At 66.5% G+C, this 11,128-nt stretch carries 10 protein-coding genes; 7 read left to right on the forward strand and 3 right to left on the reverse strand.

Annotation, left to right across the window (positions count from 1 at the left end):
* Positions 1 to 121: 121 nt before the first annotated feature.
* Positions 122 to 586 (forward strand): transcriptional regulator NrdR, encoded by a 465-nt coding sequence (gene nrdR / locus TW83_RS06985; protein WP_045982052.1) that lies wholly within the window; start codon positions 122 to 124, stop codon positions 584 to 586.
* On the forward strand, positions 583 to 1,593 hold the full coding sequence (gene ribD / locus TW83_RS06990; RefSeq protein ID WP_255352774.1) for a bifunctional diaminohydroxyphosphoribosylaminopyrimidine deaminase/5-amino-6-(5-phosphoribosylamino)uracil reductase RibD: 1,011 nt from the start codon (positions 583 to 585) through the stop codon (positions 1,591 to 1,593). Before nrdR ends, ribD begins: the two co-directional genes overlap by 4 nt.
* On the opposite strand, the gene TW83_RS06995 is transcribed toward ribD, so the two are convergent.
* The 3 genes from TW83_RS06995 to TW83_RS07005 all read right to left on the reverse strand — a co-directional run bounded on the left by TW83_RS06995 (position 1,594) and on the right by TW83_RS07005 (position 6,194).
* The gene (locus TW83_RS06995; RefSeq protein WP_045982054.1) at positions 1,594 to 3,597 is read right to left on the reverse strand and encodes a capsular polysaccharide biosynthesis protein; all 2,004 of its coding nucleotides are present in this window, start codon (positions 3,595 to 3,597) and stop codon (positions 1,594 to 1,596) included.
* Between the two features lie 4 nt (positions 3,598 to 3,601).
* The gene (locus tag TW83_RS07000) at positions 3,602 to 4,696 is read right to left on the reverse strand and encodes a polysaccharide biosynthesis/export family protein (protein WP_232303314.1); all 1,095 of its coding nucleotides are present in this window, start codon (positions 4,694 to 4,696) and stop codon (positions 3,602 to 3,604) included.
* A gap of 151 nt (positions 4,697 to 4,847) precedes the next feature.
* The gene (locus TW83_RS07005) at positions 4,848 to 6,194 is read right to left on the reverse strand and encodes a capsule biosynthesis protein CapA (RefSeq protein ID WP_084697318.1); all 1,347 of its coding nucleotides are present in this window, start codon (positions 6,192 to 6,194) and stop codon (positions 4,848 to 4,850) included.
* A gap of 188 nt (positions 6,195 to 6,382) precedes the next feature.
* Here TW83_RS07005 and TW83_RS07010 point away from each other — a divergent pair, with 188 nt between their 5' ends.
* The 5 genes from TW83_RS07010 to TW83_RS07030 all read left to right on the forward strand — a co-directional run bounded on the left by TW83_RS07010 (position 6,383) and on the right by TW83_RS07030 (position 10,595).
* Positions 6,383 to 6,991: a riboflavin synthase gene (locus TW83_RS07010; protein WP_045982056.1), complete on the forward strand. Its 609-nt coding sequence runs from the start codon at positions 6,383 to 6,385 to the stop codon at positions 6,989 to 6,991.
* A gap of 22 nt (positions 6,992 to 7,013) precedes the next feature.
* On the forward strand, positions 7,014 to 8,132 hold the full coding sequence (ribB, locus tag TW83_RS07015) for a 3,4-dihydroxy-2-butanone-4-phosphate synthase (RefSeq protein ID WP_045982067.1): 1,119 nt from the start codon (positions 7,014 to 7,016) through the stop codon (positions 8,130 to 8,132).
* 4 nt (positions 8,133 to 8,136) lie between these two features.
* A complete protein-coding gene (locus TW83_RS07020; RefSeq protein ID WP_045982057.1) occupies positions 8,137 to 8,679 on the forward strand; it encodes a 6,7-dimethyl-8-ribityllumazine synthase in 543 nt (180 codons plus the stop codon).
* Positions 8,676 to 9,158 carry a transcription antitermination factor NusB gene (gene nusB, locus TW83_RS07025; RefSeq protein WP_045982058.1) on the forward strand — a complete coding sequence of 161 codons (483 nt, stop codon included), beginning with the start codon at positions 8,676 to 8,678 and terminating at the stop codon, positions 9,156 to 9,158. The genes TW83_RS07020 and nusB overlap by 4 nt, the downstream gene beginning before the upstream one ends.
* A 354-nt stretch (positions 9,159 to 9,512) precedes the next feature.
* Positions 9,513 to 10,595 carry a DUF481 domain-containing protein gene (locus TW83_RS07030; RefSeq protein WP_239441301.1) on the forward strand — a complete coding sequence of 361 codons (1,083 nt, stop codon included), beginning with the start codon at positions 9,513 to 9,515 and terminating at the stop codon, positions 10,593 to 10,595.
* The last annotated feature ends 533 nt before the right edge of the window (positions 10,596 to 11,128 follow it).

Genomic DNA, 11,128 nt, shown 5'->3' on the forward strand with positions numbered 1-11,128 from the left:
CAACGCGGCATTCGGGCCACAGGTTCCAGGGGGCCTATCTTGTGGGCTGTGGATAAAGCTACCCAATCCCTGCCAAGGTGCCTATAGTGACGGTGGATCGCCTTGGCACAGGGACAACGGAATGCGCTGCCCGTTTTGCGGAAATGTCGATACCCAGGTCAAGGACTCGCGCCCGGCCGAGGATAACGTGGCGATCCGCCGCCGTCGCTTCTGCCCGTCCTGCAGCGGGCGTTTCACGACCTATGAACGCGTCCAGCTGCGCGATCTTGTCGTGGTCAAGACGAACGGCCGACGCGAGGATTTCGACCGCGACAAGATGGCCCGGTCGATCCGCATCGCCATGCAGAAGCGCCCGGTCGAGCCGGAACGCATTGAACAGATGATCAGCGGCATCGTCCGCAGGCTTGAAAGCACCGGAGAGACGGACATCCCGTCCAAGACCATCGGCGAAATCGTGATGGAGGCTTTGTCGCGCATCGACAATGTCGGCTACGTCCGGTTCGCCAGCGTCTACAAGAACTTTCAGGATGCGGACGACTTCGACAAGTTCGTGTCCGAGCTGCGCCCCGGCGCCGCCAACGATTGACCCCCGATCCGACAGAAGACGCCCGGCACATGACCCATGCCCTGCGCCTGGCGCGGCGCGGCCTGGGCAACGTCTGGCCGAACCCCGCGGTGGGCTGCGTGCTGTTGCGCGACGGTCGCGTCGTCGGGCGCGGCTGGACCCAGCCCGGCGGCAGGCCGCATGCCGAACGCATGGCACTGGACCAGGCGGGACCGCTGGCGGCGGGGGCGACGGCCTATGTCACGCTGGAGCCCTGCGCCCATCACGGCCGCACACCGCCTTGCGCGGCGGGGCTGGTCGGCGCGGGTGTTGCGCGGGTGGTGACGGCGCTGACCGACCCAGACCCGCGCGTGGCCGGGCGGGGTCACCAGATGCTGCGCGATGCCGGCATTCCGCTGACCGAAGGCGTGCTGGCGGACCAGGCCGCGGACCTGCAGGCGGGGTTCCTGCTGCGCATCACCGCGGGCCGCCCCTTCGTGACGCTGAAGCTGGCCAGCAGCCTGGACGGGCGCATCGCCATGGCCAGCGGGGAAAGCCGGTGGATCACCGGGCCCGCCGCCCGCGCACATGTCCATGCCCTGCGGGCGCAGCATGACGCGATCATGGTCGGCGGAGCGACGGCACGCACCGACCTGCCGCATCTGAACGTGCGCGGCATCCGCACGCCGCAGCAGCCGGTCCGCATCGTCGTGTCGGCACAGGCCTTGCCGCCATTGCCGCCGCAGGACGCCCATCACGGGCCGCTGTGGCGGGTCGACGGGCCCCCGGCACAGGTCCTGGCCGATCTGGGCGCGCGCGGCATCACGCGGGTCTTTTGCGAAGGGGGCGGACGGCTGGCTGCCAGCCTGCTGGCCGCGGGGCTGGTCGATCAGCTGGTCGGCTATACTGCCGGCCTGGCGCTTGGGGCCGAGGCGCGGCCGTTCTTGGGTGCGACCGGCTGGACGCATCTGGTCCAGGCACCGCGGTTCCACCTGGCCGAGACGCGCGCCATTGGCTGCGATCTGTTCCATCGCTGGACCCGCGCCTGACTAGCGGCGCCAGATCCAGGCATGTCCGGCCAGCGCGCCCTGCGCCTTGGCCAGCAGCCGCAGGGCCGGTAGCGGATGCGCCTGTCCCGCCGCCAGCCTTTCCAGTGCCAGTTCGACCGGGCAGGGCAGGCCCGTCACCGGATCGCGATAGCGGGGATAGGCGATCAGGCAGGCATGGACCAGCGCCGCCAGATCGGGGCGCGCCTGACGCCGGGCGGGCAGGGGGCCCAGATCGCGCGTCAGCCCCCAGCCTGCATAGAAGGGCGCGCCCAGCACCGTCACGGGCTTGCCGCGCAGCAGCGCCTCGAACCCCAGGGTCGAGGTGATTGTCCAAACCTCGTCCACGGCCTCGATCAGCGCGACGGGGTCGGCATCGGTGGCGACATGATCGGCCAAGGCCGCCAGCGATGCGGCATCGATCGCGCCGGGGCGTAACCCTGCCTCGACATCGGGATGTGGCTTGTAGATCAGGCAGGCATCCGGATTGTCCGCCCGCACCCGCACCAGCAGCGTCAGGTTGGTCCGTTCGGCGCCCGCGCCCTTCAGGATCGAGGCGTCATCCTCGACCTGTCCCGGCACCAGGATGCGGCGGCGCCTGTCGCGCGGGGGCAGGTCAATAGTCCCGCCCAGATTATACTTGGTCAGCCGCGCGGCGATCAGCGCGGCGATCAGCCGTTCCGCCCTGTTCCGTCCGCAGGGCGGCGGGCCGCGAGAGATCAGCGCCTCCAGCCGGGAGGGCGCGGTCGGATCGAAATAGATCCCCAGATCGTCGGCCACCACCGACAGGGGCGGGGTCAGCGCGGCACCGAGGCCGTTCGATCGCAGAAAGCCGTCCTCGACCCGGATCGCCTGCGGCACCTGAGGCGCAGCCCCGGCCCAAGCCAGGGTCACCTGCGGTCCGGGTTCAGCCGCAAAACGCAGCGGGCGGGCATCGCCGAATTCACGGGCCAGAAAGCGGCGCTTCCACAGACGCATGCCATAGGCCGTGTGGCCGTGCCGGTCCTGGCGAAAGGCGCGGGTCTCGGCCTCGATCTGATCCACCGCGCCTTCGAAATCGGTCAGTCGGTCGCGGCAGGGGTCGTACCATGTGGGCCCGGTCAGGTGACTGGCAGCGAACAATGCCTCGCGCGTGGCGCGGCCGCGCCGGGCGGGCGGGGTTTCGTCATCGCTGAGGCCCCAGCCTGCATAGAACGGCCGACCGAACAGGCGCGGTCGGTGCCCGGCCAGCAAGGCCTCGTATCCCAGTTGAGAGCTGATGGAATAGACCGCATCGGCCCCCTCGACCAGCCGCCACGGGGAGACCGGTCCGTCGCACAGCGTGTCGCCGGGACGCAGGTCCTCGGCTGTCAGATGGCCGGGCCGGAGCCCCGCCGCGGTTTCGGGATGGGTGCGGATCACGATGCGGCAGCCGGGATGTTCGTCACGCGCGGCCTGCAGCATCGTCAGGAACAAAGCGCGGTCCGCGCCGCGCAAGGATGCGTCGCCCCGCGTCTGGTCGATGACCAGTACATAGCCGGGCGGCGGCAGCGGCGCGTCGGGATCATGAAGATTGTATTTCGACAGATCCGCCGCGCGCAGCCGGGCCAGCAGGCGAACCGCGCGGTCGCGCGTGGCGGGTGCCAGCGGTTGTCCGATGAGGTGTTCCAGGCGGGAGGGCCGGTCAGGATCGAAATGAAGCCCCTGGGGGTCGATGATCAGTCCGACCGGACCGCGAGCCGCCAGTGTCCCCCGTGCCCGGCCAGGCAGGACCGATCGCAGGAATGCGTCCTCGACCGTGATCAGCGGGCAGCCGTGGCGTCGCGCAATGGCCCGACCGCGCCATGCCGTCGGGCTGTCGCCCCAGATGCCCACCGCATCGCCAAGCCGGGGCAGGGCGAGGACCGGACGGTGGCCAGCCAGCGTCAGGATGCGTGCGATCCGGGGGCGGGTCAGGAAACCAAGGTTGAAAACGCAAAGCCGCCGGGTTTCCCCGGCGGCTGAACGATCGTCTTGCGGCGTCGGCAGCAGATCAGTTGCCGATGCTGGACAGGCTGTCTGCGGTGGCGGCGCTGCCGGTGACGGCGGACAGGGTCTTCTGCCACTGGACGTAGGGCGCCTCGGTCACATAGACGGTGTCGCCGTCGCGGATGACGAAGTCGCGGGCCAGGAACAGGCCGTTGGGGCGCGTCAGGTCCAGGACATAGGCGAAGCGCTGCGTGCCGACGACCGGCTTGCCCAGGACGCGCGAGGCGACTGATTCCGGCTCGTCGCGCAGGACGAAAACGCCGGTGGGGTCAGCTAGGGCGCTGGTTAGACCGCCGACCATGGCGATGGCCTCGGCCGCGTTGATCACCTCATTGCCCAGGGGCACGCGGGTCTGGCCGCCCAGGGCGCCGAGGGCGGTGAAGGTCCGCTGGTCTTCCTCGACCACGATCAGGTCGCCCGGACGCAGGGCGATGTCGTTGGTGGGGCTGCTGTAGAGGTCCGTCAGCCAGACGCGGCCGCTATCGTTGCCGCGCTTGACGGTCACGACGGCGACCTCGGGCTCGATGGCGACGCCGCCAGCACGGGCCAGCATGGCCGACAGCGACCGGGTCGGACGCTCGATCGGATAGACGCCCTGAGCGCCGACGCGGCCCACCACGGACACGGTCGCACCGTTGCCTGCGACGCGCTGGACGGTCACCTGCGGGTCGGGGGTCTGCGCGCTGAGCGCGTCGGTGATGACCTGGCGCAGCTGGTCGGGCGTGTTGCCCGCGGCGCGGACCCGGCCGGCATAGGGCACGAAGATGAAGCCGTCGCTGTCCACCTGGATTTCCGTCAGGGTGGTCGAGCTGGCGCCGAGCGAGGTCAGCAGACCGTCATCAACGTTCTCCCAGATCGACAGGCCAAGCGTGTCGCCGGCCCGGATCTCGTCCGCGCCGACCTGTCCGGCATTGCGGAAGCTGTTCGAGAACCCGTAGGCGGGTGCGAAGGCGGAGGCACGGGTGACGTGGTCGTTGACGTAGATCACCTGCGTGTTGCCGCCGCGTTCGACCGCGCCGTTGAAGATCTCGTTCTTGTTGGGGCCGGAACGGGGCAGCGCGCAAGCGGCCAAAAGGCTCATTGACGCGATCATCAGCATCCGCAGGGTGGTCGACGACCGGGATAAAACTGTCACCTCTGATACTCCATGTTGTCTGGTTCCGGCCTTGTATGCCGGTTTGCATCCACTGTAACCCTGTCCGCAAAGACAGGCTATATCATCTTGAGCAATGTCGGCGGGGCGTTGCCTTTCAGCCATGGCGGTCCGCCAGTTGCTGCCGCGGCAGGATTCGGCCGGTCGCCAGGGCTTGGTAGGGGTCGTCCGGCGACAGCAGCATGTCGGCCACCAGGCGCAGCGCGTGGGCGCGCGACCGACTGGCATAGAAGCCGCCGGGGATCTGGCTGGTCTGCAGCAGATAGTCGCGAAAGACGCGGTAGGCCTGCGGATCCGGGGCGTCAGGATCGGCCAGAAACTCCTCCAGCGTCTGCTCGGACACCAGCCCCGGCTTGTCATAGACGGCGCGGCCCAGGGTCTTGACCGGAATCCCGCGCCACAGGGCCTGCTGGCCAGCGGTGGAATTGACGGTGACCACGGCGCGGGCATGGGACAGAATCTCGGCCAGCTTGCCGCCGCGGACGTAATGTACGCGGTCCGACACCCCATGTTCGGCAGCCGCCGCGTGGATGGCGGCGCGGTTCCCTGCGCGACCGTCCTCCAGCGGGTGGGCCTTGAAGATCAGGTGGTGGTGTCGGGGGGCTGCGCGGGCGAACCCGTCAATCACGGTGCGGACGAACTGGGCGTTTCGGGTGAAGGGCGAATGTCCCAAGAAGTTGGAATCGTGTTCCAGCTGCATCAGGACCAGGTTGTAGGGCCAGCCCGACAGGCGCAGGCGCCGCCATTGCAGTGCGCGGCCCAGGTTGTAGGCCGGGGCCAGCACCAGCCGCCGCAGGTTTAGGCGGAATTCCTGCACGACGCCGATCGCACGATGCCCCGAATAGGCGCGGTACCGGCCATTCGCGACCAGGATCAGGAAATGATAGAAGGCGCCATAGAATTTGTGGTGGCGCATATCGCCCCAATGGGCGGGTGGGCGGCGCACCTCGTTGATCTGCTCGCGCAGCGCGGCACGCATCTGGGCCAGCGGAATGCGCATCAGAACCGAGTTGCCGTTCGATCCCTGACGTTCATAGCTGACCCAGTAGGGACGCAGATAGCCTTCCTCGAACACGTGGACGCGCAGGCCGCGGGCTGCGGCCAGGCGGCGGGCGGTGGCGTGGATCGGGCGGACATCGCCGTAGAGGACGATGTCGGTCACGCCCTTGTCGTCCAGGATCGCCGCCAGATGGTCGGGCCAGTCGTCGACGCTGCCCTGATGGCGGATGAAGCTTTTCGGGTCGGACCAGAAGAACTCATCCCCTGCGTTGAAGCCGCAGCGCCAGACCACCGCCCCCGCCGCGCGCAGCAGCCGTCCAAGGCGGTCGAAGAACGGACCATGGGGCCCCTGCAGCATCAGGAAGACCGGATCACCCTGCGCGGACACGCGGCCCGTCGGCGCGTGCGAGGTCTGGGGCAGGGGGGTGACGCCGGTCTGAATCATGGTCGACTTGAAAAGGAGGGGCGGCCGCAATGCCTGGGGCCATGCGTCAGACATGCCATGTCATGCCCCACCGATCCATCATTTTGTGCATCAAGCTTTAGCGGCCCGGCGCGGGGGCGGGGGCTTGGTGCTTGAACGGACAGGGCCGATGGCCTAGTTCGAACCAGGATCATCAGGGAAGGGCTGCGATGTTCACGGGGATCATCACGGATATCGGCATCGTCCGCGCGGTCGAGATGCGCGGCGACATGCGCGCGCGCATCGGCTGTGCCTATGACATGGCGGGCGTGGATCTGGGCGCCTCGATCGCCTGCGACGGGGTCTGCCTGACGGTCGTGGCCAAGGGCCCGGACTGGTTCGACGTCGACATCTCGGCCGAGACGCTGTCCAAGACCAGCATCGGCGCCGAGGGTTGGTCCGTGGGCCAGCGTCTGAACCTGGAACGCGCGCTGCGCGTCGGCGACGAGCTGGGCGGCCATATCGTCAGCGGCCATGTCGACGGCGTGGCCCAGATCAGCGCCGCCGCGAAGGACGGCGACAGCCTGCGCCTGACCTTCGAGGCGCCCGCGGACCTGGCACGCTTCATCGCGCAGAAGGGGTCGGTCACGCTGAACGGCACCTCGCTGACCGTGAACGAGGTCTTGGGCAACAGCTTCGGCATTAACCTGATCCCGCATACCCAGCAGGTGACCACCTGGGGCGATGCGGCGGTGGGCGATGTCGTGAACCTGGAAATCGACACGCTGGCCCGCTATGTCGCGCGGCTGGCCGAAGCCGGACAACCGATCGGCGCGTGACGCCTGCGTGAAGGACGAACAGATGCAATTCGAAGAACCCGGACCCGTCGAACGCGACCTGTCGGCCGCCATTTCTCCGATCGAGGACATCATCAACGAGGCCCGCAACGGCCGGATGTTCATCCTGGTCGACCACGAGGACCGTGAGAACGAGGGCGATCTGTGCATTCCCGCCCAGATGGCCACACCGGATGCCATCAACTTCATGGCGACGCATGGGCGCGGGCTGATCTGCCTGACGCTGACCGCTGACCGGATCGAGACCCTGGGCCTGACGCTGATGAGCCCCAAGAACTCCAGCCGGCACGAGACCGCCTTCACCATGTCCATCGAGGCGCGCGAAGGCGTCACCACCGGCATCAGCGCCGCCGACCGTGCACGCACGATCAGCGTGGCGATCGACCCGACCAAGGGCGCGCCCGATATCGCGACGCCGGGCCACATCTTTCCGCTGCGCGCCCGCGACGGGGGCGTGCTGGTCCGCGCGGGCCACACCGAGGCTGCGGTCGACATTTCCCGCCTGGCCGGGCTGAACGCGTCGGGCGTGATCTGCGAGATCATGAATGACGACGGCAGCATGGCACGCCTGCCAGACCTGGTCGATTTCGCGCAGCGCCACGGGCTGAAGATCGGCACGATCAGCGACCTGATCCGCTATCGCCGCCGCCACGACAACCTGATCGCCGAGCGGTCGCAGAAGGCGGTTCATTCCGCCCATGGCGGCGACTGGATGATGCGGGTCTTTGCGGACGAGACGCAGGGCAGCGAGCATATCGTCCTGACCAAGGGCGATCTGACGACCCCCGAGCCGGTGCTGGTGCGGATGCACGCGCTGGACCCGCTGCACGATGTGCTGGGCGTCGGGCGCGAAAGCGCGGGCAGCCTGCCCGCGGCGATGCAGGCCATCGCCGACGAGGGGCGGGGCGTCGTCGTGCTGATCCGCGACCTGTCCCATGCGATCGCCGATCCGGGCGATGTCGGGCCGCATACCTTGCGTCAATACGGCCTGGGCGCGCAGATCCTGTCTGCCCTTGGCCTGTCGGACCTGATCCTGCTGACCAATTCGGCGCCGGTGAAGGTGGTTGGGCTTGACGCCTACGGCCTTTCCATCCATTCCACCCGGCCTATCCCCAAGGACTAGGTACATGGCCTCGAACACGCAACATCACGAACTGGCGCTGCCGCGTCTGGATGCTCCGGTGCGCCTGCTGGCGGTCGTGGCACCCTATTACAAGGACATCACCGACGGCCTGCTGTCGGGGGTCCGCGCCACGGTGGATGCCGCGGGCGCCAGCCTTGACGTGATCGAGGTGCCCGGCGCGCTGGAGATCCCCACCGCCGTGGGCCTTGCCGCCCGCAGCGGTCAGTATGACGGCTTCGTGGCCCTGGGCTGCGTCATCCGCGGAGAGACCACGCATTACGATACCGTCTGCAACGACAGCTCCCGCGCGCTGACGCTGCTGGGGCTGCAGGGCGTCTGTCTTGGCAACGGCATCCTGACGGTCGAGACGATGGCCCAAGCCCAGGTCCGCGCGGACCCGGCGGGTCAGAACAAGGGCGGGGGCGCCGCGGCGGCCGCGCTGCATCTGGTGGCACTTGCGCGCCGTTGGGCGGCGACACCGCAAAAGGCTGGGGCCCATGACGTGATCCGCTTGGCCGGCGAACTTGAAGGGCAGGGCAAGGCATGACCGACCACGACCAGGACAAGCGGCCCGACCGGCGCGCCCTCAGCAGCGCGGCGCGGATGTACGCCGTGCAGGCGCTGTTCCAGATGGAGGCCGCGGGTCAGTCCGCAGACCGTGTCACGCGCGAATTCCAGAACTTCCGCATCGATTTCGACGACCGCGACGGCCCGACCGATCAGGCCGACGAGGCGCTGTTCACCCGCATCGTCGACGACGTCGTCATGTGGCAGTCCAAGATCGACCAGGCCACCGACCGCGGGTTGGTGGCGAAATGGCCCATCGACCGGATCGATCCGGTGTTGCGCGCCGTGTTCCGCGCCGCTGGCGCCGAACTGGTGGCCGAACGTGCACCCGCCAAGGTGGTCATCACCGAATACGTCCGGCTGACGCAGGCCTTCTTTCCGGACGGCCGCGAGGCGCGCTTCGTGAATGCCGTGCTGGACCACATGGCGCGTGACTTCAAACCTGATTCCCTTGGCTGACGGACAGTCCCGTCATGACGATGCGGCCCGGATCCCTGATCCGGGCCGTTTTCATTGGACGGACGGGTTCAATCGCTTGACAGACGCCTTGCACGTCGTGTCATTCTGACAGCGGGATCGTGGCATCTGTGCAACATTTATGATGCCTGAACGCCGTCAATATCTTGCCCAATATTGAGGCAATCACGCGGATGTTTCAGTAGGTTGTTTTTCTAAGCTTGAGTGATGGAAGCGAACGAAACCCATAAAAACGTCACGTTCCAAGTACGTTCGTCAAGTCGCGAAAAAGTTGCATCACCAAACATTACACCTCGTTTTCGGCAAGGTTTCGCCGTTTTCTGTCAAGATCCAAGCATGCTCACGATTGCGCGACTTGCAGAAGAAATGCGGTGGGCTTTGAACCGAAAGGGGGGGGCGCTAATTGATGTCCCAGCAGAGATGCTCTGGTGCCCGGAACGGGGCCGGGACAATCCTACTCAGCTCGTGAGGACGACGAAAATGAAAAAAGTTACGCTGCTGACCAGCACCGCCGCAATCCTGGCCGCCCTGTCGGTTCCGGCATTCGCGCAATCCGAGATCGCGACCGGCGCCGACGCTGCCGGCGTGTCGGCCATCAACGACCGCATCACCGACATCGAAGAAGATGTGACCGACGCGTTCGACCGTGACAACGACGCTGACCGCTTCGGCCCCGCCGACCGTCGCCAGGGCCTGTTCGGCAACATGTCGCTGAGCTACACCGGCCGCACCGGCAACACCGACAACCAGGATCTGGCGATTGGTGGTCGCGTGAACTACAACCAGGGCGTGTTCGCGCAGAGCGTGGGCCTGTCGCTGGAATTCGGTGAAGACGATTTCGGCAACAAGGACCAAGAAGACGTCGCCGCGATCTATGACGCGCAGTACTATTTCAACGACCAGCTGTACGCTTTCGCCCTGGGCCGCATCAACCAGAACGGTCTGGTCGACGGCGTCCGCAACAGCCCGTCGCAGACCGATGAAGATTTCGCCGCTGAATTCGACGACTTCCGCACCGACGCGTTCCTGGGCTTCGGTCCCGGCTACCGCATCTTGAACTCCGAACAGACCACTTGGCGAGTTCAGGCTGGCGTTGGTGTGCGCTACACCAAGACGGGTGCGCAGGAACTGGGCGCGACCTTTGATGGCACCCCGGTCGCAGATTCTTCGGACACTTCGGTCGGCTACATTGCGTCGTCGCGTCTGTACCATCGCTTCAACGACAATATCTTCATCACGAACGATACCGACTACCTGGGTTCCGAAGACTCCTCGGACGTGATCACCAACGAGTTCGGCGTGAACTTCCGCGTCTCCGAACAGCTGGCGACCCGTGTGAGCTACACCAGCGAATACCAGGAAGACCGTGCGATCCGCACCGACAACACCGTCGGTCTGGCAGTGGTCTATGGCTTCTGATCCATCCCACGGGATGATTGGATGACGAAAGGGCGGCCCTCGGGCCGCCCTTTTGCGTATTGAGCCATGGCTTCGACAGGACTGTAGCGGACGAACGTCTTCTGCTGAGAGAGGTGCCGCATGGATGGGAGTGGGGAGGGTGTGGCGGGAACCGCAGCGACCGCGACGGCGACAGATTTCCCGAAAGCCTGATATATCAGGTGGGCACCGGGTAACGTGACCTGGGTCACGACAGAGCCAGCGCCCTCGGAAAACTTATAGGCCAGTGGAAATTTGGCCATACGCGGGAAGAGCAGAAGCCCGCCACAACTCAAATCTAGGCCCGCGCCGCATATTAATCAAGGTGGAGCCGCATCGGGGGGGGGCGCCGACCGTATGCCAGATGCGGGTAAGGGCTCGTGAGTCGGTCTGGCGGCGAACCTGATTCTGTGCTGCAAAGCAGATGAAAGCGGAAATCACTTGATAAAAATCATTCATAATCAGTTATTTATGAAGTTATTCATGCGGGGGCGCCATTTTCTTGTTGCGTGCAT

Source organism: Paracoccus sp. S4493, from assembly GCF_000967735.1.
Classification (GTDB): domain Bacteria; phylum Pseudomonadota; class Alphaproteobacteria; order Rhodobacterales; family Rhodobacteraceae; genus Paracoccus; species Paracoccus marcusii.

What these genes read in the sequence shown, in the direction of transcription:
- TW83_RS07000 (WP_232303314.1), bottom strand. Translation starts at nt 4,696, where the DNA reads ATGCTGATGATCGCGTCAATGAGCCTTTTGGCCGCTTGCGCGCTGCCC.
- TW83_RS07005 (WP_084697318.1), bottom strand. Translation starts at nt 6,194, where the DNA reads ATGATTCAGACCGGCGTCACCCCCCTGCCCCAGACCTCGCACGCGCCG.
- TW83_RS07010 (WP_045982056.1), top strand. Translation starts at nt 6,383, where the DNA reads ATGTTCACGGGGATCATCACGGATATCGGCATCGTCCGCGCGGTCGAG.
- TW83_RS07020 (WP_045982057.1), top strand. Translation starts at nt 8,137, where the DNA reads ATGGCCTCGAACACGCAACATCACGAACTGGCGCTGCCGCGTCTGGAT.
- nrdR (WP_045982052.1), top strand. Translation starts at nt 122, where the DNA reads ATGCGCTGCCCGTTTTGCGGAAATGTCGATACCCAGGTCAAGGACTCG.
- ribB (WP_045982067.1), top strand. Translation starts at nt 7,014, where the DNA reads ATGCAATTCGAAGAACCCGGACCCGTCGAACGCGACCTGTCGGCCGCC.
- nusB (WP_045982058.1), top strand. Translation starts at nt 8,676, where the DNA reads ATGACCGACCACGACCAGGACAAGCGGCCCGACCGGCGCGCCCTCAGC.
- TW83_RS07030 (WP_239441301.1), top strand. Translation starts at nt 9,513, where the DNA reads ATGCTCACGATTGCGCGACTTGCAGAAGAAATGCGGTGGGCTTTGAAC.